The following is a 24,887-nucleotide window of genomic DNA, read 5'->3' as shown; positions in this document are numbered from 1 at the left end:
CAGGGGTGTCCTCGGACTCCTCGGGGAGCTATTCCCGGTGCGCTTCGGGCAGGTCGTCCGTTCCTGCGCACCGAGCGTGCCGGGTGTCCCGAGCGTCCCGTGCGTCCCGGGTGTTGCCGGCCACCGTCCTTCCCGGTCGCCGGCGTGGACGGCGGAGGAGGCCGGCGGGTCCAGCCGTGCCGTGCCGTCCCGCTGGAATATGTGCCTGCGGGTATGCAGTGCCGGAAAACATGCGCCGCGGAGACTGGTGCGGTGGTTTGACACCGGGCTGAGGAGTACCCCGGGGTTCATATGCCCTCGTCCGGGCTGACTGTGGCGCGAACCGTGAGGAACGGAAGGGTGGCGGCGCCGGAATATGGGCCGAAGGCGCACCTGCCGCACCCTCGCGGAGGGAGTTGTCAACAGTGTCCCTGTGGACGGAGCGCCCCGGAAAATAGATTCGATCCACACCCCGGGGATAACGTTTGCGCAGGTCAGAGCGGCTTTCAGCGGAAAGAAAGTTCACTGTCCACAAGGGTTGTCCCCATCCTGTGCACAAGATAGGGCCCACTATCCACAGCATCTATCCACTTACCCACACCCCCTGTTGGGATAGCGCTTGGCCGCCTCCATGCGGGGGGCTACCGTTGCCGGAGATTCCCAATAGTGAGGGCAGCGGGTGATAGGCCTGTCCTGTCAGACTCGCCCCGGGAATCCGGTGGACCGCCCTGGCGAGCACCGCTTCGACAGCAGGAGAAAGGCCCTTCAGTGTCCCTGGCACATGCAGATTCATCGACGGACACACGTAGCCCGGAGTTCTCGCGCACGCCTCCACAGGACCTCGTCGCGGAGCAGTCGGTGCTCGGGGGGATGATGCTCTCGAAGGATGCCATCGCCGACTGCGTCGAAGTCCTCCGGGGGCTCGACTTCTACCGGCCGGCCCACGAGAGCATCTACGAGGCCATCATCGACCTCTACGGGCGCGGCGAGCCGGCCGACGCCGTGACGGTCTCCGACGAGCTGACCAAGCGCGGGGAGATCTCCCGCATCGGGGGGCCCGCCTACCTCCATACGCTCATCCAGTCCGTGCCGACGGCGGCCAATGCGGGCTTCTACGCGGAGATCGTGCGTGAGCGTGCCGTGCTCCGCCGGTTGGTGGACGCGGGAACCAAGATCGTACAGCTCGGCTACTCCAACGACGGCGAGGTGGACGACCTCGTCAATGCCGCTCAGGCCGAGGTGTATGCGGTGGCGGAACGCCGTACCGCCGAGGACTATGTCGCCCTGAAGGACATCATCGAGGGGACCGTCGACGAGATCGAGTCCGCGGGTCATCGTGGGGAGGGCATGACCGGCGTGCCGACCGGTTTCTACGAACTCGACGAGCTGACCCAGGGCCTCCACGGTGGCCAGATGATCGTCGTCGCGGCACGTCCGGCCATGGGCAAGTCCACCTTCGCGCTCGACTGGGCGCGCTCCGCCGCCATCAAGCACAACATGGCCACGGTGTTCTTCTCCCTCGAGATGGGCCGCAACGAGATCGCGATGCGCCTGCTCTCGGCCGAAGCGACGATCGGTCTGCAGGACCTGCGCAAGGGCACGATCAAGGACGAGCAGTGGGGCAAGATCGCCACCACCATGGGACGCATGAACGACGCACCCCTGTTCATCGACGACAGCCCGAACATGTCACTCATGGAGATCAGGGCGAAGTGCCGCCGCCTCAAGCAGCGGCACGACCTCAAGCTCGTGGTGCTGGACTACCTGCAGCTGATGTCGTCCGGGAAGCGTGTGGAGTCCCGCCAGCAGGAGGTGTCGGAGTTCTCGCGCGCACTCAAACTGCTGGCCAAGGAGCTCAACGTCCCGGTGGTCGCGCTGTCACAGCTCAACCGTGGATCCGAGCAGCGGACGGACAAGCGCCCCCAGGTCTCCGATCTGCGCGAGTCCGGATCGATCGAACAGGATGCGGACATGGTGATCCTGCTGCATCGCGACGACGTCTACGACAAGGAGTCGGCGCGCGCGGGCGAGGCCGACGTGATCGTCGCGAAGCACCGTAATGGACCCACCAAGACCCTCGTGGTCGGCTTCCAGGGCCACTACTCGCGCTTCAACAACATGGCTGCGGACGGCGGCGGCTACTAGTCCTTCTTCGGACCGAGCTCGTTGATGACCGTCTTCAGCCGATCGCGCAGGTCTTCCGACGCGAGGCCGTCCTCGGCCATCAATTCGTTCTCGATGTTCTTCGCCCGCTCCAGGGCTTTCAAGCCGGCCGAGGTGATGGTGATGCGCTGGCTTCGGCGGTCGGCGGTGTTGCGGAGGCGGGTCACCAGGCCCCGCTTCTCCAGTCGGTCCAGGGTGCGTCCTACGGTCTGTGCCTGCACGTGGACGAGTTGCGCCAGGCGGACGCCGGTGAGGGTCCCTTCCCGCTCCAGCACTCCCAGCGTGGTCAATCCTGCGTGCGTGATGCCGATCCCCAGGAGTTTCTCGTTCCATGAGTGCTCGACGATGCGGGCCGCGGTCGTTAGCAGGCGGCTGGTCGACCAATCGTTCAACTCCGGCACGATGGCGTGTCCTTCCCCTTGGTTCATACGCGGTGAATCCTTTGTGTACCTACTACTTACTGTAGACAACTTTGGCCCAAATAGACAGCATGCTTATCATCGTGAGGCAGTGAGTCCTGGGCAACCCGGGGGTCCGTGGCCGGTGTGTCGGCCGGGAGCGGGCCCGGAAGCCGAGGAGGGCCCGGAGCGCAGCTCCGGGCCCTCCTCGCAGCGCAGCGCTACCTAGAGGTTCTTGCCGTGGCGGGTGTCATCCGCGCCCTCGACCTCGATTTCTTCCTTGCGTACTTCGCCGTTGACCGTCTCGTTGCTGGTCACCGTCTCCTTGTCGAGGCGTACGCGCTCGACGGGCACGGTTTCCTTCTCGACGACGGGGCGCTCGGCGTTGAGGACTACTTCGTGCTCCTCCTCGCTGATGGCCGGTCCGTCGTAGGCATCACCGCGGTTGGCGTCCGTGATGGGCTCGCGCTCCACGCGGACTTCCTCGCGGCTGACGGGAACCGTCTCGGTGACGTTCTCGGTCACGACGTACTTGCGCAGGCGCGCGCGGCCGGCTTCACGACGCTCGGTACCGACGTGGAGCTGCTCCTCCGAGCGGGTCATCGCCTCATCGGTCGTGGGACCGGAGGTGTCGTGACCCACCGCGTTGCGGCTCGTGTGGGTGTCGGTGCCCGAGTGGGTGCCCGTGAGGTCGGCGTCGCGGCCCGTGTGGGTGTCGGTGCCCGAGTGGGTGCCGGTCACGCCGGCGTGGCGGCCCGAGGTGGTGTCGATGTCGACGTCACGGTCGCCCTGTCCGACGGTGCCGGTGGTCGTCGTGGTGTCGGTGCCCGAGTGGGTGCGCGTCGTGTCGGTGTGCCCGCTGGTGCCGCCGCCGATCTCGTAGTGACGGTAGAGGCGGTCCTCTTCCTCCGGGCTGAGGTTCCCGTCGGATTCGATGCGGGGGGCGTCCTTCACCTGGTGCTTCGAGTAGGGCACGCGGACGTCATGGCCTTCGACGTCTGCACCCTGCAGGGGAACGAACGACTCCGACGTGCCGAACAGGCCCGTCTTGGCCGTGACCCAGCTGGGCTCGCCGGTCTGGTCGTCCAGGTAGACCTGTCCGATCGAGCCGATCTTCTCACCATCAGAACCGAGGACGTTGCCGCCGTTGCCGAGCAGGGTGTCGATGTGTTCCTGAGTAATCATTTCCTTCTCCTTCTGAGCCATCTCATGCGAGGGGTATGGAATTCCAGTTGCACCAGGGCCGAAGCCCCTGCGAGTCAACGGCCTCTAGAGTAAGCACACTTAGTAGTTAATTGGAAGCATGCTTAGCGTCTATCGGCCGATCCCGGAGTGGACCAGTGCCCGCCACTCACGCGGACCCGCGCCGGACAGCGGCCGAAGATCCGCGGTTTCCCGCGAGTTTCGTGCCGGCGCGTGCTTCCGTATGATGACAGGAAGGTCCAGCCACCGGCCGAAAATCCCCGAACCGAGCCAGTGCATGGATTCAGAGCGAAGCATCCGCTATGACGTCTCCCGAGACCGTCCAGCAGCGAAGCGGTCTTCGCCTCCTGGGCCACCGGCCGGCAGGTTCTGCAAGCCCCGGAAAGGGTAACCATGCCAACAGCACGGTCCCCACACATCAACAACGTCATGATCGCCGCAGCGGATCTCGAGGACGCGGAGTTCCAGCACGACCGGCTCGTGCTGGCCTGCGGAGAAGCGATCCGGCAGGCACTGGCCGCCGGTTCCACCTACCTGCAGATCGCCCAGGCGGCGAACATGACGGAGGCGGAAGTGCGGCGCCACGCCGAGGCACCCTCCGTCGGACCGGACGTCCTCGAGGAGCTCGTCGTGCCCTTCGTCGCCGAGCGCCCCGTCCCGGCTTTCGCGGAGGCGGCACGCCCGCAGGAGGACCCCACGGTGGTCGACCTGGCCGGCAGCGCCGCCCGCGAACCCGATGCCGCTCTCTGACGCCGTGTCCGATGTGCCCGGAGCAGGGGGCGCCACAGCCTTGCTGATCATCGACATGCAGAACGCCTTCTTCGAGGACGCCATGCTGGCCCGCGTGCAGCACGCGCTGGTCGGTGCCTGCAACCGACTGATCGACGCCGCACACCACGGGAACTCTCCCGTCCTCCTGGTGCGCACGGAGCACCTCAGGGACCGCTCCACGTGGACCCTCTCGATGCTGGACGACGACCAGGGCTTCATCTTCCATGGCTCGCGGCAGGCGGACCCGGTGGACGGTCTGCGGGTCGACGGGCTGGAGACCCTGACGAAGACCCGCGACAGTGCGTTCTTCGGGACCGACCTCGCCGAACGCCTGCGGGAGCAGGGCGTGGAGCGGCTCGTCCTCGCGGGGGTGTCCACACACAACTGTGTGGCGCACACAGGAGCGGACGCCTTCGCCGGCGACTTCCGAGTCAGCTATGCGCTCGACGCCATCGGCAGCACCAACCATCAGTACGCCGAGGCCATGCTCGAGATCCTGTCGGTCGAGTACCGGCAAGCCATCATCGGCCAGGAGGAGGCCGAGGCGCTCCTGCGCTGAACACCGTCTCGGGCGCCGAGCGTCTCCAGGGCGTGGCGGTGCCCTGGACGACGAAGACCATCGGGTGGAACCCGATGGTCTCCGTCGATCAGTGCCGGTGTGTCAGCGCTGCTGCACGTTGGACTTGGCGTCCTGAGCGCTGCCCTTGACGTCGCTGGCAGCGTGCTGGCCCTCGCTCTTGACGTCGCCGACGGCGTGCTGGCCCTCGTCCTTCACCGTCTGCACGGAATCGGCGGCCGACTCCTTGACGGCCTGGACGGCTTCCTGAGCCGGCTCCCGGACCTCCTCGACGACCTGCTTCGCTGCCTCCGCGACCTTCTCCTTCAGGGGGGCGGCCTGCTCCTTGAGCTGCGAGGCGGCCTGCTGCTCCTTCTGGCTGGCGGGGATGAGCGACGCCACCAGCAGTCCGGCGCCGAAGGCGATCAGCCCGGCGGCAAGGGGATTGCCTGCCGCCTTGCTGCTGATCTGCCGGGGCGCGCGCTGGACGGCCTGGCCCGCATGATGGGCCGTGTCCCTGGCCGCTCCGGTGGTCGACTGGGCGCTGCCGATTCCACTGTGGAGGCCGCTGCCTGCAGCGTCCCTCGCGTGCCCTGTCTTGTCCTTGACGGTGCCGGCCACGTCCTCTGCCTTGCCGACCACGGAATCCCTGACATCTTCTGCCTTGCCCATGACGGTCTCCTTCACATTGCTGAAGCTGTGCTTGACCTTCTCGGTCTGGCGATGCGCGATGTTCGCCGGGTTCACTTTGTCCGCGACGGCGTCGACGTCGGTTCCCAACTCCTGGCGGGTGCGTTCGATATCTGCGCGGATCTCGTCTGGTGTCTGGCTCATCGTGTCTGCTCACCTGGTTTCAGTGTCGGCGGGATCTCTTTGACGGTCTCCGCTGTCTGCGGGAGGCCCTTGACCTTCTTGACTTCCTTCTTGCCCTGCAGCGCCAGCACCGCGGCGATGATGCCCCAGATGACGGCCACGATCACGGCGGCCCAGCCCAGGGGCATGAGCGCTCCGAGTCCCCACATGAGGGCGAGGGACAGGAAGAGGAGGACGAAGTGACCGCCTACTGCGGCGCCGGCGAACATGCCCGCGCCCTTTCCGGCGTTCTTCGCGGATTCGGTGGCCTCGGCCTTCGCCAGGGCCACCTCCTGGCGCATGAGCTTGGAGAGGTCCTTCGTCACCTCCCCGAGGAGTTCGCCCACCGAGGCGTTGGCGGAGCGCTGCTCCGCCTCCGACGGCGGGGGTGCGGCGGCCTGGTGTGCGCCGCCCGTGTATGCCTCACTCATCAGCGCAGACCCCCGTCATTCGGGAGGGTACGCACGGGAGGGGTTCCCGGCGGGATGGTGGGGTAGTCGTCCGTCGGGTCCACGAAGGCGGGGTTGGACCCGGCGACGTGCTGCCCGTGCGTGGTCTCGTCGAAACCGGCGGTGGCGGGCGTGCCGCTGTAGGCGTCCGTGTCGACCTCGGTGTAGCCGGGGTAGGTGCCCGTGGAGGTGCCCGTCGAGGTGAATCCCTGGCTGCCGGTGCTGTTGTCCGAGGAGTGGTTGCCGGTGAAGCCTCGCGTCAGGCGTCCGACGATGAGCCCGGACCCTGCGGCGATGGCCAGGAACGTACCCGGCTTGCGCCGCGCGAAGGCCTTGACGTCCTCGAGGATGTCGGAGGCGTCACGGCCCTCCAGCCAGTCCGCGGCGGTCTCCGAGCGCTGCGAGGCCTGCCGGACGACGCCGGCCACCATGTGGTTGTCCGACTTCTCGGCCATCGACTTCAGCTCGTTCGCGATGCCGCGGATGCCCTCGGTGATCTTCTGCTGCTGCGAGCCGGCCTGGCTCTTCACCTCGGAGGTGACGGTGCCGAGCAGGTTCCTGGCCTGGGAGCCGGCTTCAGCCGCGACGCTCTTGGCCTCGGAGGCGGCGGTGCCGGCCACGTTCTTGGCCTCGGAGGCGGCGGTGCCGGCCACGTTCTTGGCGGCGGCCTTGCTGTCCTGGCCGACCTGCTTGGCCTGATCCTTGGCGACGGAGGTCTTGGAATCGTCAGAGCCGGAGTTCCCACCAGTGGTTCCCGTGGTGCCGAGCTCGGTTGCTCCGAGGTTCGACGTGGACGACTCGTTGCCGGTCGTGGAGGGAACCAGGGGATCCTGCGGCCAATTCTGCGTAGTCATGGTTCTTCCTAACGTTGATATTGCCGTTAAAGCGGACGCTCCATCGTGTTCTCGATACGACGGTCCGGCAGCTCGTGCTGGACGTATCACCAAAGCTAAGCATGCTTACATTCCCTGATGCAAGCCCTTTCTGGGGATTGTGCAAGCTCTAAATAAGTACGCTTAGTAACTTCCGAAAATCCTAGGGTCGTACTTACCGTCGATACAAGAGGACGCCTGCGGCCGCTTCCAGAAGGAGCGGGTCCAACCTCGGGTTGTCGCTACGTGGGAGGTAACATCAGTGTTTTTCCCACAAGCAGGAGCTCCAGTACAAGGCCAGCCCCGACAAGCCGGACGCCGTCTACGCCCGGAAGCTCCAGGAGGTTCTCGGCGGCCAGTACGGGGAGATCACCGTCGCCCTGCAGTACAGCTTCCAGGCCTGGAACGCGCATATCCCGGGTAAGTACCGTGATTTGCTCTTCGGGATCGGCGCGGAGGAGTTCGGCCACGTCGAGATGCTCGCGACGATGATCGCCCAGCTGCTCGAGAAGGCGCCCCTGGGTATCACCGAGGACGCCGTCCAGGCAGATCCGACCGTTGCGGCGGTGCTCGGTGGCACCGATCTGCAGCACGCGATCGTCGCCGGGGCCGGGGCCCGTCCCGTGGACAGTATGGGAAATCCGTGGCAGGGCAGCTACGTCACCGCCAGCGGGAATCTGCTCGCCGATTTCACGGCGAACGCGAACGCGGAGATGCAGGGCCGCCTGCAGGTGGCCCGCCTGTACCACATGACCGACGACCACGGGATCCGGGACATGCTGTCCTTCCTGCTGGCCCGGGACACGATGCACCAGAACCAGTGGACCGCCGCCGCCCGGGAACTCCAGGAAGCGAAGATCGAGGAGCTTCCCGTGCCGAGCAACTTCCCGCTCAAGAAGGAGGCCAGGGAGGTCTCCTACCAGTACCTCAACTTCTCCGACGGCAAGGCCGCAGCGGAGGGAAGCTGGGCTTCCGGGCCCACGCCCGATGGGAAGGGTGAGTTCACCTACCACGAGGGGCCAACGACGAGCGCGCCGATGCCGCCGGCCACCCACCCCGATTCCCGTTTCTACGGCACCACGGAGATCCCGAACACCGTCGAGAAGATGGCCGGCACCGTGCAGGACAAGCTCAACCGCGAATAACCGTTCGAGTCACCCCAAGAGAAGGAGATCCTGATGGCAAATCCGAACAACCGCACGGTGGAGGGTGGCCGGACCACCCTGCAGCGCGCTGCACAGGCAGTGGGGATCGTGTTCCTGCTGGTCGGGATCCTGGGGTTCATCCCGGGAATCACCTCGAACTACGACACGATGATGTTCGCCGGACACCAGTCGGAGGCCATGCTGCTCGGCATCTTCCAGGTCTCGATCCTGCACAACATCGTCCACCTGCTGTTCGGCATCGCCGGGCTCGCGATGGCGAGGACCGTTTCCGGAGCGCGCTCGTACCTGCTCGTCGGTGGCATCATCTACGCCGTCCTGTGGATCTACGGCCTCGTCATCGGTCAGGAATCGTCCGCCAACTTCGTCCCGGTGAACACCGCCGACAACTGGCTGCACTTCCTCCTGGCCGTCGGCATGATCGGGCTTGCCCTCGCCCTGAGCCGCGGTGCCCGTGACAGGTCCAGGCGTGCCTGATCGCGGCGCACCCTCTGAAGGGTGACCCGGTGCTTCCGGAGCCACCGTCCCGGAAGCAGCAATGATGACGCCGGATCGGCGGTACCCCTGGTGCCACCGGTCCGGCGTCGTCGTTCCCATCCCGGGTGGGGACCGGATGGGGCCGGGTGGGCGCTGTGTCGGAGAAGGGAAGTAGGCTTGCCTTCGATGTCCGGCCCGCCGGCCGAACCCGACAGAAGAGGTCCTCGATGAAGCAACCCTCACCACGCGGCGAAGCCAGTGCCCTGCTCCTGGCCGTCATGGCCGGCACCGTGGACCCGGCGGGGGACGCCCTGTCCCACCTCGAGACCGTCGTCGAGGCGGCTGTGTCCCGGACCCCCGACATCCTGCTGGACGACGACCTCCAGCTCACACTCTTCTGCCTGTACGAACTGCACTACAGCGGCATCGACGGCGTGAATGACGAGTGGGAGTGGAATACCCGCCTGCTCGGTGTGCGGCAGCGGATCGAAGCGGCCTTCGAGGCGCGGGTCCGCGCCGAGGCGGTCGTCGGTGCACTGCCCGACGCCACCAGCGAAGCAGTCTGCGCGGAGCTGTTCCGCATGACCGGTGAGGACACCGGGCCCAGCATGTCCCGCTTCGTGGCGAAGTCCGCGACGGCCGACCAGCTGCGCGAGTTCCTGGTGCACAGGTCCATCTCCCAACTCAGGGAGGCCGACCCGCACACCTGGGCCATTCCGCGACTGGCCGGGCGATCGAAGGCCGCGCTGGTGGAGATCCAGGCCGACGAGTACGGCAACGGCCTGCTGGCGCGCATGCACTCGGTGCTCTTCGCCCGGACCCTGCGGGAGCTGGGGATGGACGACACCTACGGTGCCTACCTCGACGCCGTGCCCGCCATCACGCTGGCCTCCAACAACCTCATGTCGCTCTTCGGGCTCAACCGCCGGCTGCGGGGCGCGATCGTGGGGCACCTCGCCGCCTACGAGATGACGTCCTCCCAGCCGAACCGCCTGTACTCGCGTGGTTTCACGCGGCATGGGTACGGCGAGCCCGCGACGGGGTACTTCGACGAGCATGTCGAGGCCGACGCCGTGCACGAGCAGATCGCCGGCCGCGACATGGCCGGTGGACTCGTCGAATCCGATCCCCTCCTCCTGCCGGACGTGCTGTTCGGTGCCGCAGCGGCGCTCGCCGTCGACACCCTCGTGACGGCACACATCATGGGCGCCTGGGAGGACGGTCGCTCGTCCCTGCGTCCCTCCGAAGCGATGGCCGCGTGAGCGGGGAGGTCCAGGGCGGGGCGGGAGAGGCGGCCGGGCCCGCGCGCGCGTTGAACTCCGGCGCCGCCAGTCCCGTGTCCGTCGTCGCATGTCCCAACGGACCCCTGCTGATCCGCGGCGACTTCGAGCTCCTCGGTGCCGACGGCAAGGAGCTGCCCCGGACGCGCCGTACGGTGGCGCTGTGCCGCTGCGGGGCGTCCGTCCTGAAGCCCTACTGCGACGGCTCGCACAAGCTCATCGGGTTCCGCTCGGAGCCCTGAGCCCACGGCAACGGGGGAACGGGTGCCGCGCCTCGAACGGTCCGCCGGTTGCCGGTGTCCTCGCCCTGTTGAACAACACACCTCCCTTGGACATGCTGGAGGCAACAGGATGGAGACCGGGTGGCGATCGACCTGAACAGCGACGTAGGAGAATCCTTCGGCAACTGGACGTTCGGCGATGACGCGGGCATCATCGCATCGGTCTCCAGTGCCAACGTGGCCTGCGGGTTCCACGCGGGAGACCCGACCGGCATCCGTGCCACCTGCGCCGCCGCCGCTGCCGCCGGCGTCACAGTGGGTGCACACCCCGGATACCGGGACCTCGCGGGCTTCGGCCGGCGGTTCATCGACGTCGACCCGGTCGAACTGACCGACGACGTCGTCTATCAGATCGGTGCGCTGCAGGCCCTGGCACGCGCCGCAGGCACCTCCGTCCGGTACGTGAAACCCCATGGTGCGCTGTACAACACGATCGCGGTCCACGAGCGGCAGGCCCGCGCGGTGGTCCGGGCGGTCCGCGAGGTCGACGACGCCCTGCCGCTCCTGGTGCTTCCCGGCACGGTCATCGAGGCCGAGGCGCGTGCCGCGGGGTTGCGGACCGTGGTGGAGGCCTTCGCGGACCGCGCCTACCTGCCCGACGGCGCCCTGGTGTCCCGGCGTGATCCCGGTGCCGTGCTGCACGCGGAGCCCGACGTCGTCGAGCACGTCCTGCGGATCGCGACGGACGGCGAGGTCGTGGCCATCGACGGGTCCCGCATCCGGATCGCCGCCGAGAGCATCTGCGTCCACGGGGACACGCCGGGTGCCGTCGCGATGGCCGCCGCCGTGCGCCGTGCACTGGTCTCCGCGGGCGTGGACGTCGGTGCCTTCGCCTAGCTCCGCCGGCTCCGGCGGCGACCGGGACGGCAGCGCCGGCAACGGTGGCATGGGCGGTCCGGGCAGCGCCGGCAACGGTGGCATGGGCGGTCCGGGCAGCGGCACAGCGGGCGACGGTGGCATGGGCGGTCCGGGGATCACGCTGCGGCCGGTCGGTGATCATGCGCTCCTCGTGGAACTGCCCGGTCTGCCGGAGGTGCTCAGCCTGCAGGCCCAGCTGCGGGAGCACCCGGTCGACGGGCAGGTGGACGTGGTGCCCGCGGCCAGGACCGTCCTCGTCACGCTCGAGGACGCCCGTCACGTCGAGGCCCTCGCGAACCGGCTCCGGACGCTCGATCTGTCTCGGTCCGCCGGGCAGGACGACACGCTCATCACCATCGAGGTGCACTACGACGGTGATGACCTGACCGACGTCGCTGCCCGGACCGGATTGAGCGAGGACGCCGTGATCGCGGCCCATACGGCCACACCCTGGGTCGCCGCCTTCGGAGGTTTCGCGCCGGGCTTCGCCTACCTGACCGGCGGCGATCCGCGCCTCGGGGTGCCCCGACGGGATTCCCCCCGCACGGTGGTCCCCGCCGGGTCCGTGGCACTGGCGGGCGAGTTCTCGGCGGTCTATCCACGGCGGTCGCCCGGAGGATGGCAGCTGATCGGGCGGACGGACGCGGCGCTGTGGGACATCCACCGCGCTCAGCCCGCACTGATCAGCCCCGGCAACAGGGTCCTGTTCACGGCGGTGCGGGAACTCGTCGAGGTCCGCTCCCGGGTGCTCCCGGCCCCGGTGGTGCCACCCGACCCGTCGTCCCCCCGGGCGGACGCGACACCGGCCCGCGTGGGGCTGACCGTCGTGCACCCGGGACTCTCCAGCACGCTCCAGGACCTGGGCAGACCCGGGCTCATGGCCCTCGGCGTCGCCGGGGCGGGCGCGCTCGACCGCGCCGCCCTCCGGCAGGCCAACAGGCTGGTCGGCAACGGCGCCGGAAGCGCCGTGATCGAGAGCCTCAACGGCGGGCTGGTGCTGGAGGCGGAGGAGGACCAGGTGCTGGCCGTGACCGGAGCCGACGTCCACCTGGCCATCTCCCGGCCCGACGGCGGAGAGCGCGAACCCGCACTGTGTGCCCCGTTCCTGCTGCGTGCGGGCGAGGTGCTGCGGCAGTCGCTGCCGGTGGCGGGCCTGCGGACCTACACGGCGGTGCGGGGCGGGTTCGAGGCCGACGAGGTGCTGGGCAGCCGGTCCACCGATTCGATGTCCGGGCTCGGGCCGCCCGCCCTCACGCCCGGGACGCGCGTGGCCGTGGGTCGGCCGGCGGCGGGCTCGGTGGTCGGGAACCCCGAGGAGCCGCGGCGTGCCGGCATGCCGGAGGTGCTGCGCGTGGTTCCCGGTCCGCGGGACGACTGGTTCGACGACGGGCTCGCCCGCCTGTGCGGGACCTCCTGGACAGTCACGGCCCAGTCGAACAGGATCGGGTTGCGGCTTGACGGTCCCGCCCTCGAGCGGACCCGGGAGGGAGAATTACCGAGCGAAGGCACGGTGCGTGGCGCCCTGCAGATCCCACCGTCGGGCCTGCCGGTGCTGTTCCTCGCCGATCATCCGGTCACGGGCGGGTATCCGGTGCTCGCCGTCGTGGCCGCCGCGGATCTGGACCGGGCAGCGCAACTCGCCCCGGGGTCCGTGGTGCGGTTCCGGATCTGACCCGACTCGATCGATCCATGCCCGCTCAGGATGCGGCCACGAACTGACCGCATCTCCCCATAGCGTGGTGGGACGACGCGAGGGAAGGAACCGCATGCGAATCGCCGTCACCACACCGCAGGGCAACGTGGGCCGCCACCTGGTACGCATGCTGATCCGGGCCGGGGTCAGGCCGGTGGTGCTCACCCGCCACCTCGGAGACGTCCCAAGGGACCTGGGTGAACACGTCGAGTCGGTCGAGGCGGACTCGCGAGAGCCGAGCCAGGTCATCTCCGCAACCGTCGGCGTCGATGCCATCTACTGGGTCGACCCGCCCGCCGAGTCGGCCGACCCGCTGGAGGACTACGGTCGCGCGACGGAGGCCATCGTGGCCGCAGTCGAGACGAACCGGATCGGGAGGGTCGTCTTCCAGAGCAGCATCGGAGCGGAGAAGCGTCACGGCGCGGGGGAGATCGACGGCCTCGCCGCAACAGAAGTCGCCCTCGACGCCTGCGGCGTGGATGTCACGCACTTGCGGTGCGGCTACTTCTTCACCAACCTGCTGTACGAGGCAGAGTCGGTGAAGTCCGGACAGCTGCAAACCGTCCAGCCTCTCGATGCTCGGATGAGCTGGGTCGCCCCGCGGGATATCGCCGAGGTGGCTGCGCTCATCCTGCTGAATCGCAAGTGGGGCGGGCGCCGCGTCCAGGCCGTTCATGGCCCGGAGGACCTGACGTGGGTCCAGGTCGCAGGGATCCTCACGGACGAACTCGAGCGGGACGTGCGCGTCGAGCGGATTCCCGTCGAGCAGATGCGCACGCAGTACATCCAGGTCGGTATGCCACCTACCATGGCGGATGCGGTGCTGGGGATGTCCACCGTGGTGCGGGATGGTTTCGTGCCCGAGCAGGCCCGTTCGATCGTCACCACCACACCCTCCACGCTGCGGAGCTGGATCCGCGAGGAGCTCATCCCCGGCCTCTGACGCCACCGCTCGACCGGATCGATGGCGGCCGCGGAGGGGTCGCGCATCGATCCGGGAACAGGGAGGGCATCCGCTGCGATCGATCGACGTCCCCGACCAGTGCATTCAGCGGGCAGGCTACTGGTGCCCGAGCCGGTGGACCAGCACCTCCAGGGCCGCCCGCCTGTACTCATCCCGGGCCTGGCTCGACGGAAAGGCGTCGAGGAAACGTAGGGCGCGCCGCTCCCGCTCCTCGAGGGCGAGGAGCTCGTCATCCGCGACGGACGTGCGGGAGGTCACTGATGGTCCCCTCGGTGCCGGTATCGGAGGCGCCTGCCCGCCCCACGGCCAGTCTAGGATGCCCGCGTTGCCGGCGCCTCCCCTGCCGGTGTCGGGAGGACTCCGTTGACCTGCGCCTCCGCCACGGGATCACGCTCGGCGTCCCGCCGCACCAGGAAGGTGAGAAGTGCGGCCACGGCGCACAGGGCCGCTGCTCCGAACCAGGCGATCGTGTACTCGCCGGTGGCGTCCCGGATGAGGCCGGCGCCCACGGCCGCGGCGGCCGCGCCGAACTGGTGTGCGGCGAAGACCCACCCGAAGACGAGCGCACCGTCGGCGCCGAAGGCGGAGCGGCAGAGCGCGACGGTGGGCGGCACCGTGGCCACCCAGTCGAGCCCGTAGATGACGATGAAGATGACCATCGGGGGCTGGACGGTCGCCGCGAGCAGGGCGGGCAGCACGAACAGGCTGACCCCGCGGAACAGGTAGTAGGCGGCGAGGAGCACCTTGGGGTCGAACCGGTCGGTGAGCCAGCCGGAGGCGATGGTCCCGACGATGTCGAAGACCCCGACGACGGCGAGCAGTCCTGCCGCCGTCGTCGTCGCCATGCCGTGGTCGTGGGCCGAGGGGATGAAGTGGGTGCCGATCAGCCCGTTGGTCGTTGCCCCGCAGATCGCGAAGCCGGCGGCCAGCGCCCAGAACGTGCGGTGGTGCGATGCGGCGCGGAGCGCTCGCAGCGCCCGAACGGCGGCGTTGGTCGGTGCGACCGGTGCGACCGGTGCGACCGGAGCGGGCGCGGACGCTGGGACGCCCGGTTGTTCGCCGTAGGGGCGGGCGCCGACGTCGGCCGGTGCATCGTGGAGCCACACGAGCACGAGAGGGATGACCGCGAACGCGCCGGCCGCGACGACCAGGGACGCGACGCGCCAGTTCGCGGACTCGACCAGGGCGGCCATCACCGGCAGGAAGACGAGCTGGCCCGCGGCGCTGCCCGCGGTCAGGATGCCGACCACGAGGCCGCGGCGCCGGACGAACCAGGTGGAGGCGACAGTCGCCGCGAACACGAGGGCGATGCTGCCCGTCCCCAGCCCGATCAACACACCCCAGGTGAGCAGGATCTGCCACGGGTCGCGCACGAGGACCGTGAGGGCACTGCCGGCACCGATGACCAGGAGTGCGAGCGAGGTCACCCGGCGGATGCCGAACCGCTCCATGAGCGCGGCGGCGAACGGCGCCGTGAGCCCGAAGAGGACGAGATTGATGCTGACGGCGAGGGACAGGACGCCGCGTGACCAGCCGAACTCCTCCTCGAGCGGCACCATCAGGACGGACGGGGCGGCGCGGAAACCCGCTGCTCCCACGAGGGTCAGGAAGGCCACGGCCGCCACGATCCAGGCGGGGTGGATCGGCCGTCGGCGCCGGGCGGGCGCGCCGACGGCGCTCACCGGGCGACCGCCGTCGCCAGGGGGGATCGCAGGGGCATGACGGTCAGGGTAAGCCGCTTCCGTCGGGGAAGCCAGAGTGCGGGTGATCCGGGCGCTGCCTCCGGGGAAGGGGTGCACGCGGAGTTTCGCGGCCTGAAATGCTGCCGAAACCACCGCTTCGTAGCGTTGGGGTGGACACCACTTCCACAGGGGCCGCCATGCAGACGTTGAGGGTCAGGTACGTGCCCTGGACCAACCCGGTGGCCGTGGGACTGCGGGAAGCACTCCGTGCGGAGAACGACCGCGGCCGGTCGCCCGCACTCCTTCCGGCAGCGGTGGACGACGGCACCGGCATCGCGGTCTTCCTCATCGCCTATGAGCTGGCCACAGGGCAGCCCGTGGGCTGCGGCGGCCTGCGGCTCCTCGACACGGCCCGTGCGGACGTCGACTCCATCTACGTGCTGCCGTACGCCCGCTGGTCGGGCGTCTCGCAGGCCATCACGGAGGAACTGGCGTCCTGGGCGCGGGCGCACGGCATCACAGCGGTGGGCCCGGGCGACGCCCTCGAGCGGTTGAACGCCCTGCGGCTCTAGGGTCGTACCGCACTCCGATCCGCGTCACACAGCAGAATGCCCGGGGTCCAGGGACCCCGGGCATTCTGCTGCGGTCCGGGAGCTACTTCCGGGGCGCTCCGAGGTCCACGGGATCCTCGTCGGTCAGGTAGGCGAACTCGGAGTGGGCGGAGATGTCGATGCCCCGCAGCTCGTCCTCCTGCTCGATCCGGAGGCCGATGGTGCGCTGGATGACCTGGGCGATCAGCCACGTGACCACGAAGGAGTAGGCGAGCACGGCGACGGTTGCGAGCGCCTGGATGCCGAGCAGCTCCAACCCGCCACCGTAGAATGCGCCGGCCACCCCGTTCGGTGCGTCCGGTGTCGCGAAGAGACCGATGAGCAGCGTCCCGAGGACACCGCCGATCAGGTGCACGCCGACGACGTCGAGCGAATCGTCGAACCCCAGGCGGAACTTCAGTTCGATCGCGAGCGAGCACACGGCTCCCGCGATCGCACCGATGGCCAGGGCTCCTACGGGGCTCACGGCGCCACAGGCGGGCGTGATGGCGACGAGGGCGGAGACGAGGCCGGAGGCGGCCCCCATGCTCGTGGCGGCGCCGTTACGGATCCGCTCCACCAGGGCCCAGGCGAGCAGCCCGGCCGATGCTGCGACGGCGGTGTTGAGGAACACCACGGAGGCCGACTGCCCTGCGGAGAGAGCCGACCCGGCATTGAAACCGAACCAGCCGACCCACAGCAGGCCGGCTCCCACGAGCACGAGTGGACGGCTGTGCGGCTTGGCGTGGTCCACCGTGGGCCAGCCGTGGCTGCGGCCGAGCACGAGCGAGAGGGCGAGGGCGGCAATGCCCGCATTCATGTGCACCGCCAGGCCGCCGGCGAAGTCGATCGCACCGAGGTTGTTGGCGATCCAGCCGCCGACCACGGAGCCGTCCTCCGAGCTGAAGGCGAAGACCCAGTGGGCGATCGGGAAGTAGACCAACGTGGCCCAGACGCCCGCGAAGATCATCCAGGCCCCGAACTTCATGCGGCCTGCCGCGGCGCCGGCCACGAGCGCCGTCGTGACGCAGGCGAAGAAGAGCTGGAAGGCGGCGAAGAGGATCGGCGGGATCGATGCGGCCGGGTCCTCGGCGAGCAGCTGGCCCATGCCGGCGTACTCGGCGACATCCCCGATCAGCCCGAGCCCGCCGACCGAGTCGCCGAAGGCCATCGAGTAGCCGAACAGGGCCCACAGCACCGCGACGAGGCTCGCCCCGCCGAAGCACATCATCATCATGTTGAGGATGCGGCGGGAGCCGACCATTCCTCCGTAGAACAGGGCCAGAGCCGGGATCATCAGACAGACGAGCGCGGAACTGGCGAGAATCCAGGCGACGTTTCCAGAGTCCATGGGAAGTCCTTTTCCGTGATGGCGCTTGCGCGTACCGGACGGGACTGAGCCCGGGACGGCACCTGGTGCGGTGCTGGACCGGGGATGGCACGCCGCGCTGAGTCATGGTAGGCAGCGCCACGTTTCGGCACCCGGCGGAAGCGGTTAACTCTGGGTTACGCGGTGTACCAGCACTAGCCTCCGGCGACCGACTGGATGATCATGACGGTCGCGCCTGCAGGGACGGCCGTGCCGAGCCCATCCAGTCGGCGCACGTCCTCACCGTCCACGTAGATGTTCACGTAGCGCCTCAGCGCTCCGGTCTCCTCGCGGATCCGCTGCTCGAGCAGCGGGCGTCCCTCGCCGAGGCTGTCCAGCAGCGACGAGACGTCGCCGGGACCGGGCAGGTTCATGCTGACCTCGCTGCGCCCGTCGACGTAGGGGCGCAGGAGGGTCGGGATCAGGACGGTCACCAGGGTCGTCGCAGCCATGGCACGAGCCGATCAGGCCGGCACGACGGCGGCGCGGACCGAGAGCACGTCCGGCAGGTTCCTCGCCACCTCCCGGAAGGTGCGGCCCTCGTCCGCGCTCGCATAGACGGTCCCGCCGCGCGTGCCGAAGTAGACCCCTGGTGTCTCCGCCGTATCGACGCACGCGGCGTCGCGCAGGACCGCGTTGTACTCCGCCTGCGGCAGGCCGGCGTCGCAGGCCTCCCAGGTGGCACCGCCGTCGTCCGTCCGGTGCACCTGCAGGTGGCCGTCGGGCGGGATGCGCTCGCCGTCGGCCTTCAGGGGGATGACCCACGCGGTGCCGCTGCGGTGGGGGTGGGCGAGCATCACGAAGCCGAAGTCCGCCGGCAGGCCCTCGGCGATGGACTGCCACGAATCCCCGCGGTCCGTGCTCGTGTACACGCCGTGGTGGTTCTGGGCGAACAGGCGGTCGGGGTCCACGGCGTCGCGGGCAACCTTGTGCACGCACTGCCCGAACTCCGGGTTCGGGTCGGGCATGAAGTAGGCGCTGATGCCCTTGTTCCGGGGCTGCCAGGACGTCCCACCGTCGTCGGAGCGGTACACGCCGCCGGTGCTCATCGCCACGTGGAGGGTCTCGTCCGCAGGACTGGGCAGCACCGTGTGGGCGGCCGCTCCGCCGAAACCGGCACCCCATTCGCTGCGGTGGGGGTGGTCCCAGAGGCCGCGGTTGAGCTCGAAGGTCTCGCCGTGATCGGTGGACTTCCACACCGAGATGGGCTGGCATCCGGCCCAGACGACGCCGGGACGGTGCTCTGCGTCGGGCTGGATCTGCCAGATGCGTTCGAGGGAGACACCCTCGTCCGCCCCGAAGCGGAGGCTGCCCTCCTGCGGCTCGGTCCAGGTCTCGCCGAGATCGTCCGAATGGGCGATGCAGGGCCCGAAGTGCCATGACATGCGGCCGGCGAAGAGGCGGGTGCGCCCGCCGCGCGTGTCGATGCCGACGCTCGGGATCTCCTCCATCAGGAATTTCGGTTCGGAGAGCGTCCAGGTCTCCCGGTCGGGACTCGAGGCGAGCCAGAGGCCTTTCTTCGTGCCGATGGCGAGGACGGTCGTCCCTGGTGTCTGCATGGTGGCCCCCGTTGGCGTCGAACCGGTTCCGGACCGGCGGTGTGGTGCGGATCACTCGGGATGATGTCACCGACCACTCGATTTGTACAGGCTCGACTACCCGCTTCTGTCCGTAATCGCCGGGCAGGTGTTCCGGCCGTGCCACAGTGAATCTATTCGGTCGCTGGGAGCGAAGATCCGTTCGTCCCTGGAGGCATCGAGTGAGTGAGATCGTCCTTGGGCGGGCCGCGCCGTCGCGGCTCTGTCCCGGCCCGCCGCACCTGCCCGGCACACGCCGGCACTGTGCGGGAAAGCACTGCATGGAGGACCGGGGAGGGCTGCTCGTCCTCTGGTGGGTGCCGGGCTCACGGCTGACCCCGGCCGACGTCCTCGGCTCCTACGAGGCGATCCGCGAATTGTCCGACGGCTACCTGGTGCCGCTCGTCGCCCACCTGCAGGGGCTGGTCGGGATCACCGCGCACGCACGCTCCCTCCTCCTCGAGGGGTCCCTGACCTCGCGCGTCGCTCTGGTGGGGACCGGCCCGGTGGACCAGGTCATCACCGGGTTCCTCGAGCAGGCCCTGACGGAGAGCCGGTACTTCACCAGCGTGTCCGACGCCGTGGCGTGGGCGAGGTGTTCTCGGCCCAGCTAGGCGCCGAAGAGCGGGCGGAGGCACGGAAGAGCGCCAGGTGCCGCCCGGACCTACCCGAACATGGGTGTCAGGAAACGGCGCTCGTACCGGCGGATGCATTTGCTGTCGCGGGCCAGATGATAGGCGTCGATGCACTCGGGGTCCGTTGCCGCCTCCTGACGGTACCGCTCATAATCAGCGAGTGAGGGAAAGGTGAAGAGCGCGTAGGCGATATCGCTGTCACCCCTCGCTGGGGAGGAAATACCCGTGGTGATTGCCACCCAGTCTCCCGACGAGACCGATCCAGCGCCGGCCGTATTCCTCGAAGTCGGCGAGCTTCTCGGGGTCGATCTCGTAACGGAGGTGGACGGTGATCATAGGCTCGTCTATCCGGTCAGCGGCTCTCGTTGTAGGCGTCGATGATCGATTGCGTGATCCGGCCTCGGGAGCTCGGGTTGTAGCCGTTGTCCTGGGCCCACCGGCGGATCTGCTGGGTCTCCTCGCGCTTCGAGCGTGACGACGCCTTGGGGGCGGCGGACGATTGCTTGCCGGAACCCGCCTTGCGTCCCTTGTCGACGTACCCGGAGAGGGTGGTGCGCAGGGACTGGGCATTCTGCTCGGTGAGATCTATTTCGTAGTTCGTGCCGTCGAGGCCGAATCGAACCGTTTCCTGTGCTTCTTCGCCATTGAGGTCGTCGACCAGATGGACCTGTACCCGCTGTGACATCTCATTCTCCTGCATTGTCCGGACGAATTCATGAGCCCCAGATTCCGACCTTATCGCGTATTCCTCGGCATTTCGACATAAAGCCGTACCGGTGGAGGATGAATGTGTTCCAGCGCACGAATGCGCGGGCCTCACTGCAGGAGGCGTGCCGTTGCCGCAGCGAATTCGGCGTCCGTGAGGAGCCCCTGTTCCCGGAGTCCGGTGAGCCGTGCGAGGCTCTCGACGAGGGGGGCCACGGGTTCCGCCCTGTCGCCGGCGTGGCCCGCCCGCAGCGGAGACGGCGCCCTGGAGTCCGGGATGGCCAGGGACCACGCGCGTGCGGTGGCGGGTGCCGGGGCGAGCAGTCCCGGGCGATGACGGCGTCTGGCGGGCATCGATGCCTCCGGTCGGGAATCGTCTCAGGTGGCCGCGGCGCCGTCCGCGAGGAAGGCCCTGACCACGGCGTCGTGGGGAACCCGGGCGTGGAGTGCGGTGGTCCCTCCGCTGTGGCGCACCTGCTCCGCGACCCGCTCGGCCCAGCGGTACTCGACGGCGGCCATGAGCGCCACTTCGCCGGCACCGACATGCCCTGACGCGAGCGCGATATCCGCCTCGCTCAGCAGGGTCATGGCCTCACCGTCGACCACGAGGTCCTTCCATGCGTCCCGCAGGCCCGAGTCGAGGTCGGCCACGGAGAGCACCCCGTCCGGGGCCCGGCTGAGCACCACCACGTCGATCAGCGCCACGGCACCGACGCGCACCGCGTCGCCGAAGGAGTCGAGGACGGCCGGTGCCACATCGGCACCCGGGAACGTATAGACGAAGACATCGACAGGCCCGACCCTCATGCTGCCCCTACCTTCCGCGCTGTGCCGTGTCCTACCCATGATCGGCTCACGGGATCGGCCTGATCCTCACCCGCACCGGGTGGTCCGGGCCGTCGTTGCGACCGGTGTACGCGGGGTGGGCACCGGCCGGTCCCGCACGCTGCCGGGCGACGCCAGGAGGGCGTCGCCCGGGTCTCACCCTGTACGGGTGATACTCCCCGGACGGGAAGGAGGCAAGTTGGTCTCGGGCCGGAAAGGCTCCGGCATCCCCGTGGGAAGGCAGAACGATGGCAACACTGTCCGTGTGGAAATTCAACGACGCCGACGGCGCGAGCGGAGCCGAGCAGGTGCTGCTCGACCTGCAGAGCAAGGAACTCATCCGGGTGCGCGACGCCGCCGTCGTGTCCTGGGCCCAGGACGCCAAGAAGCCGAAGACACGGCAACTCCACAACCTCACCGGCGCCGGGGCGCTCGGCGGATCCTTCTGGGGCTTCCTGTTCGGGATCCTCTTCTTCGTCCCGCTGCTGGGCGTTGCGATCGGAGCGGCGGTGGGTGCCCTCAGCGGCTCCCTGGCCGATGTCGGGATCGACGACTCGTTCATCAAACGGATCCGCGAGAAGGTCACCCCCGGCACCTCCGCGCTGTTCCTGCTGAGCTCGGACGCCGTGCCGGACCGCGTCGCGGAGGCGTTCCGGGGCGTGCAGGCCGAACTGCTCGAGACCAATCTGAGCCGCGAGGACGAGAACGCGCTGCGCGCTGCCTTCGCGCCCGAGTGAGGTCCCGTGGTGTCTGCTCCCGTGACCATCCCGGCGTCATACTGGGCCTGATCCCTTGGCCAACCCTCCACGGCGGGATCACACTTGATGCATTCCGGGATCACGTGGGCCGGGGGCGGCTCGAGACCGCGGGGAGGGGTGCGTGGACATGACCGGCGTGGTGCGACGCAAGACCCGCGTCCCCCCGCGCGACGAACGCGAGGTCCCCCGACCGCGGTTGACCGACCTCCTCGATGCCCTGCGGGGCGAGGGCGGCAGGATCCTCCTCGTCACGGCCGCCGCGGGCTTCGGCAAGACGGTCCTGGCCGCCGAGTGGGCCCGCCTGTGCGGCGAGGCGGGCGACGACGTGGCCTGGGTGACGCTCGATCCGTCCGATGACCGTCCGGGGCGCTTCTGGCACCTGCTCGACGCCGCCCTGGCGGGGGAGGAGACGGGGCGGCAGGGGGCCGACGACGATGTGCCCGCACGGACGGCGATGATCGATGCCCTGATCGACCGCTGGGCGGAGCACGGGAACGAGGTGGTCCTCGTGCTCGACAACTGCGAGCATCTGGGGCATCAAGGGCTGCTCACCGAACTGGACTACTTCATCGAGCGGACCCCGGCCTCGGTGACGGTCGTGCTGTGCGGACGCAGGATCCCCGACCTCCGCTCCCTGTACAAGCTGGACCTCGACGGGGCGGTCGGTCGGCTGGCGCAGGAGGACCTGGTGATGCGCCGACGCGAGATCAGGAAGCTCTTCGCCCCGGCCCGCACCGACGCGGAGCTGCTGCTCGACACCACGGAGGGCTGGGCGGCCGCCGTCGCCCAGGTGCACCGTGCCGCCACGCCCGACGCCCTCACCCGCGGCGACCCCCACAGCAGGGAGCAGCTCCTCGAGAAGCTGTGCGGACCGCTGTTCAGGGCCTACCCGCCGGAGATCCGCGAGACGCTCGCGGTCATGGCCCTGGTGGATCCCTTCACCGCGTCCGACCTCGAAGTGGCCCTCGACCGGACGGACGGGGCGCTGCTCGTGGCGCGGACCGCCCTCGAGACGGGGATGGTGGTGGCGGTCAGGGGGCCCGGACCACCCGACCGGTTCCGGTTGCACCGTCTGCTCGGCCGGTGGTTCGCCGGGTCCGGCCCCGGCAGCGGCACCGTGGACCCCGAAGTGATCCACGCACGGATGGCCCCGCACCGCCTGAGGCAGGGCCACCATGTGCTCGCGCTGCGCCATGCGGGCAGGGCGCACGACGAAGACCTCCTGCGGCGCATCGTGACGGACTCCGGGCTGCACCTGCTCTGGCAGAACGAGTTGCGGGCACTGGCTGCCGCGCTGAAGGACATCGGTCCGACCCCGTCCGCGGAAGTCGCGCTGCTCGAGTGCCTGGTGGCACTCGCCGAGGGCGACCCCGGGAAGGCCGCGCGGACCGCGGTCTGGCGGGAAGGATCCGGTGGCACGGACTGCCGGCTGGCGCCCCCGTTCGACACCCTGAACGTCGGGCTGGAAGCGCTGCTGCTGCTCCCGGAGGGCCGGGCGGCCGAGGCGGTCGCCCTGCTGCGCCGGCTGGATCTCGAGGACGTGCCCCCCGACGTCCGGCTGTTCGTGATGAACACCCACGTGGCGGCGCTCATCGCGGCAGCAAGAGTTCCCGAGGCCCGGGCACTGGCCCGCAAGACCCTCAAGGCAGCAGGCACCCGGGCCAACCCTGGTGCCGTGATCGACGCCGGCATGGCGAGTGCCTCACTGGCCACGATCAGCGAGGACTTCCCGGAGGCGGCAGCACAGGCGGACGCGGCGATCCGGCGCGGCGAGGACCACGGCCTCCGGTACAGCCCTCGGCTCCGACCCGCGCACCTGATCGCGGCGTGGGCCGCGTTCCACGTCCTCGACGACGATGCCGCCGGCCTCCACAACGCCTTCGTGTTCAAAGCCGTGACCGTCGCACCGATCGTCGCCCACTCGTCGGCGAAACTGGCCCTGATCCTCTCCTTCCCGACGTCCCGCCGACGGGAGGATGTCGCCGAGGAACTGCTCGACAGGGTGCGGTTCGACCTGACACAGGGTGCCTTCCCTGCCGACGTCGCGCTGTGCTCGCTGCAGGCGGCCGAGATGATGCTGGCCCTCCGCTGGTCCGATCACCTCACACGGCTCAAGGTGGACCTGCGCCGGACCCAGGGCATCAGCGGGGAGCTCCACACCATCTCGGCGTGGGAATTCGTGGTGTCCGGCCAGCTCGCCCGTGCCCGCCAGCTCCTGACGAGCGTCACCTCGGAGTTCGTCACCAGCCAGAGCCGGGTGGGACTCGTCGCGGCGTGGGCCATGCTCGGCCGCGTGGAACTCCTGGAGGAGCGCCCGTTCAAGGCCCGGGAGGCATTCGAGCATGCCCTGGCGATCGCCGCCCGGCACCGGACGGTGCGCGGTTTCACCTACGCGGGCGATACGGTGCGGCAGACCCTCGAGACGGACCGGCACCACTTCCCCCGTTACGGGCGCGAGATCGACCTGATCGGCCGGCACGCCGCGCCGCCGGAGTCGATCATCGGGCCACCGCTCACCCCTCGGGAGGAGGAGCTGCTGGCCCTGCTGCCGACGTTCGCCACCGTGGAGGAGCTCGCCCACGACCTCCAGATCTCGACGAACACCGTGAAGACCCATATCCGGGGGATCTACCGGAAGCTGGGCGTCCGCACCCGTCGGGAGGCGATCGCCGCGGCGGCACGGCTCGGCGTGGGAGCGCCTGCCGCCACTCCCACGCACGCCCTGCGCCCGACGATCGTCCGCTGACCAGGTCCGACCCGCCGGGCCCGGGCCGGCTCACCCGTTGC

Annotated in this window: 28 protein-coding genes and 1 pseudogene; 14 read left to right on the top strand and 15 right to left on the bottom strand. The window is 69.1% G+C overall.

Translation table 11 applies throughout. The features are described 5' to 3' along the window. The first annotated feature begins 747 nt into the window (after positions 1-747). Entirely contained in the window at positions 748-2,124 is a 1,377-nt protein-coding gene (gene dnaB, locus QFZ50_RS15400; protein ID WP_104051917.1) for a replicative DNA helicase, read from the top strand. On the opposite strand, the gene QFZ50_RS15395 is transcribed toward dnaB, so the two are convergent. Next, complete coding sequence (locus tag QFZ50_RS15395; RefSeq protein ID WP_307085638.1) at positions 2,121-2,570, bottom strand: MarR family winged helix-turn-helix transcriptional regulator; 450 nt, start codon at positions 2,568-2,570, stop codon at positions 2,121-2,123. The genes dnaB and QFZ50_RS15395 overlap by 4 nt on opposite strands. 195 nt (positions 2,571-2,765) lie before the next feature. After that, complete coding sequence (locus QFZ50_RS15390) at positions 2,766-3,725, bottom strand: PRC and DUF2382 domain-containing protein (RefSeq protein WP_307085635.1); 960 nt, start codon at positions 3,723-3,725, stop codon at positions 2,766-2,768. Positions 3,726-4,136: 411 nt separating this feature from the next. Here QFZ50_RS15390 and QFZ50_RS15385 point away from each other — a divergent pair, with 411 nt between their 5' ends. Both QFZ50_RS15385 and QFZ50_RS15380 read left to right on the top strand, forming a co-directional pair. Beyond that, entirely contained in the window at positions 4,137-4,493 is a 357-nt protein-coding gene (locus tag QFZ50_RS15385) for a hypothetical protein (protein WP_307085633.1), read from the top strand. Between the two features lie 40 nt (positions 4,494-4,533). Further along, positions 4,534-5,073 carry a cysteine hydrolase family protein gene (locus tag QFZ50_RS15380; RefSeq protein WP_307085632.1) on the top strand — a complete coding sequence of 180 codons (540 nt, stop codon included), beginning with the start codon at positions 4,534-4,536 and terminating at the stop codon, positions 5,071-5,073. A 102-nt stretch (positions 5,074-5,175) separates the two neighbouring features. On the opposite strand, the gene QFZ50_RS15375 is transcribed toward QFZ50_RS15380, so the two are convergent. The 3 genes from QFZ50_RS15375 to QFZ50_RS15365 are packed head-to-tail and all read right to left on the bottom strand — an operon-like array spanning position 5,176 to position 7,225. Further along, on the bottom strand, positions 5,176-5,904 hold the full coding sequence (locus tag QFZ50_RS15375) for a DUF3618 domain-containing protein (RefSeq protein WP_307085630.1): 729 nt from the start codon (positions 5,902-5,904) through the stop codon (positions 5,176-5,178). Continuing rightward, the gene (locus tag QFZ50_RS15370) at positions 5,901-6,353 is read right to left on the bottom strand and encodes a phage holin family protein (RefSeq protein WP_307085628.1); all 453 of its coding nucleotides are present in this window, start codon (positions 6,351-6,353) and stop codon (positions 5,901-5,903) included. The genes QFZ50_RS15375 and QFZ50_RS15370 overlap by 4 nt, the downstream gene beginning before the upstream one ends. Next, the gene (locus QFZ50_RS15365) at positions 6,353-7,225 is read right to left on the bottom strand and encodes a hypothetical protein (protein ID WP_307085626.1); all 873 of its coding nucleotides are present in this window, start codon (positions 7,223-7,225) and stop codon (positions 6,353-6,355) included. The genes QFZ50_RS15370 and QFZ50_RS15365 overlap by 1 nt, the downstream gene beginning before the upstream one ends. Before the next feature lie 284 nt (positions 7,226-7,509). Here QFZ50_RS15365 and QFZ50_RS15360 point away from each other — a divergent pair. From QFZ50_RS15360 to QFZ50_RS15330, 7 genes and pseudogenes are all read left to right on the top strand, one after another. Continuing rightward, positions 7,510-8,388, top strand: a pseudogene (locus QFZ50_RS15360) (manganese catalase family protein); the annotation flags it as partial. 33 nt (positions 8,389-8,421) lie between these two features. Further along, the gene (locus QFZ50_RS15355; protein WP_307085624.1) at positions 8,422-8,883 is read left to right on the top strand and encodes a DUF4383 domain-containing protein; all 462 of its coding nucleotides are present in this window, start codon (positions 8,422-8,424) and stop codon (positions 8,881-8,883) included. A 227-nt stretch (positions 8,884-9,110) separates the two neighbouring features. Beyond that, entirely contained in the window at positions 9,111-10,145 is a 1,035-nt protein-coding gene (locus QFZ50_RS15350) for an iron-containing redox enzyme family protein (RefSeq protein WP_307085623.1), read from the top strand. Continuing rightward, positions 10,142-10,405 (top strand): CDGSH iron-sulfur domain-containing protein, encoded by a 264-nt coding sequence (locus tag QFZ50_RS15345; RefSeq protein WP_307085621.1) that lies wholly within the window; start codon positions 10,142-10,144, stop codon positions 10,403-10,405. The genes QFZ50_RS15350 and QFZ50_RS15345 overlap by 4 nt, the downstream gene beginning before the upstream one ends. A gap of 120 nt (positions 10,406-10,525) precedes the next feature. Further along, positions 10,526-11,281: a LamB/YcsF family protein gene (locus QFZ50_RS15340; protein ID WP_307085618.1), complete on the top strand. Its 756-nt coding sequence runs from the start codon at positions 10,526-10,528 to the stop codon at positions 11,279-11,281. 121 nt (positions 11,282-11,402) lie between these two features. Next, the gene (locus tag QFZ50_RS15335; protein WP_444875961.1) at positions 11,403-12,974 is read left to right on the top strand and encodes a carboxyltransferase domain-containing protein; all 1,572 of its coding nucleotides are present in this window, start codon (positions 11,403-11,405) and stop codon (positions 12,972-12,974) included. A gap of 94 nt (positions 12,975-13,068) precedes the next feature. After that, the gene (locus tag QFZ50_RS15330) at positions 13,069-13,938 is read left to right on the top strand and encodes an NAD(P)H-binding protein (RefSeq protein ID WP_307085615.1); all 870 of its coding nucleotides are present in this window, start codon (positions 13,069-13,071) and stop codon (positions 13,936-13,938) included. Positions 13,939-14,055: 117 nt separating this feature from the next. On the opposite strand, the gene QFZ50_RS15325 is transcribed toward QFZ50_RS15330, so the two are convergent. Beyond that, positions 14,056-14,217: a hypothetical protein gene (locus QFZ50_RS15325; RefSeq protein ID WP_307085613.1), complete on the bottom strand. Its 162-nt coding sequence runs from the start codon at positions 14,215-14,217 to the stop codon at positions 14,056-14,058. Between the two features lie 53 nt (positions 14,218-14,270). Next, complete coding sequence (locus QFZ50_RS15320) at positions 14,271-15,641, bottom strand: MFS transporter (RefSeq protein ID WP_307085611.1); 1,371 nt, start codon at positions 15,639-15,641, stop codon at positions 14,271-14,273. Positions 15,642-15,838: 197 nt separating this feature from the next. Between QFZ50_RS15320 and QFZ50_RS15315 the strand changes: the two genes are divergently transcribed. Next, a complete protein-coding gene (locus QFZ50_RS15315; RefSeq protein WP_307085610.1) occupies positions 15,839-16,213 on the top strand; it encodes a GNAT family N-acetyltransferase in 375 nt (124 codons plus the stop codon). An 82-nt stretch (positions 16,214-16,295) separates the two neighbouring features. On the opposite strand, the gene QFZ50_RS15310 is transcribed toward QFZ50_RS15315, so the two are convergent. The 3 genes from QFZ50_RS15310 to QFZ50_RS15300 all read right to left on the bottom strand — a co-directional run bounded on the left by QFZ50_RS15310 (position 16,296) and on the right by QFZ50_RS15300 (position 19,159). Further along, entirely contained in the window at positions 16,296-17,582 is a 1,287-nt protein-coding gene (locus QFZ50_RS15310) for an ammonium transporter (protein ID WP_307085608.1), read from the bottom strand. 173 nt (positions 17,583-17,755) lie between these two features. Continuing rightward, complete coding sequence (locus QFZ50_RS15305; RefSeq protein WP_307085607.1) at positions 17,756-18,052, bottom strand: MoaD/ThiS family protein; 297 nt, start codon at positions 18,050-18,052, stop codon at positions 17,756-17,758. A gap of 12 nt (positions 18,053-18,064) precedes the next feature. Further along, entirely contained in the window at positions 18,065-19,159 is a 1,095-nt protein-coding gene (locus QFZ50_RS15300; RefSeq protein WP_307085605.1) for a WD40/YVTN/BNR-like repeat-containing protein, read from the bottom strand. A gap of 299 nt (positions 19,160-19,458) precedes the next feature. Between QFZ50_RS15300 and QFZ50_RS15295 the strand changes: the two genes are divergently transcribed. Beyond that, positions 19,459-19,791: a hypothetical protein gene (locus tag QFZ50_RS15295; RefSeq protein WP_307085602.1), complete on the top strand. Its 333-nt coding sequence runs from the start codon at positions 19,459-19,461 to the stop codon at positions 19,789-19,791. 50 nt (positions 19,792-19,841) lie between these two features. Here the strand turns inward: QFZ50_RS15295 and QFZ50_RS15290 are convergent, their stop codons facing one another. From QFZ50_RS15290 to QFZ50_RS15270, 5 genes are all read right to left on the bottom strand, one after another. Further along, complete coding sequence (locus QFZ50_RS15290; protein WP_307085600.1) at positions 19,842-20,051, bottom strand: NIPSNAP family protein; 210 nt, start codon at positions 20,049-20,051, stop codon at positions 19,842-19,844. Continuing rightward, entirely contained in the window at positions 20,011-20,148 is a 138-nt protein-coding gene (locus tag QFZ50_RS15285; RefSeq protein WP_307085598.1) for an NIPSNAP family protein, read from the bottom strand. Before QFZ50_RS15285 ends, QFZ50_RS15290 begins: the two co-directional genes overlap by 41 nt. A gap of 16 nt (positions 20,149-20,164) precedes the next feature. Next, positions 20,165-20,497, bottom strand: coding sequence for a histone-like nucleoid-structuring protein Lsr2 (locus QFZ50_RS15280; protein ID WP_307085596.1), 333 nt, complete (start codon positions 20,495-20,497; stop codon positions 20,165-20,167). A gap of 131 nt (positions 20,498-20,628) precedes the next feature. Then, entirely contained in the window at positions 20,629-20,871 is a 243-nt protein-coding gene (locus QFZ50_RS15275; protein WP_307085594.1) for a hypothetical protein, read from the bottom strand. Positions 20,872-20,895: 24 nt separating this feature from the next. Continuing rightward, a complete protein-coding gene (locus QFZ50_RS15270; protein WP_307085592.1) occupies positions 20,896-21,324 on the bottom strand; it encodes a DUF6325 family protein in 429 nt (142 codons plus the stop codon). A gap of 266 nt (positions 21,325-21,590) precedes the next feature. On the opposite strand from QFZ50_RS15270, the gene QFZ50_RS15265 reads away from it, so the two are divergent. Both QFZ50_RS15265 and QFZ50_RS15260 read left to right on the top strand, forming a co-directional pair. After that, a complete protein-coding gene (locus QFZ50_RS15265; protein ID WP_307085590.1) occupies positions 21,591-22,079 on the top strand; it encodes a DUF1269 domain-containing protein in 489 nt (162 codons plus the stop codon). A gap of 148 nt (positions 22,080-22,227) precedes the next feature. Further along, entirely contained in the window at positions 22,228-24,846 is a 2,619-nt protein-coding gene (locus QFZ50_RS15260) for a LuxR C-terminal-related transcriptional regulator (protein ID WP_307086842.1), read from the top strand. Positions 24,847-24,887: the final 41 nt, after the last annotated feature.

It is taken from the genome of Arthrobacter agilis (genome assembly GCF_030816075.1).
GTDB classification, from domain to species: Bacteria; Actinomycetota; Actinomycetes; order Actinomycetales; family Micrococcaceae; genus Arthrobacter_D; species Arthrobacter_D agilis_E.
Note: the sequence above shows the minus strand (reverse complement) of the source record. Positions and strands in the feature narration are given on the sequence as shown.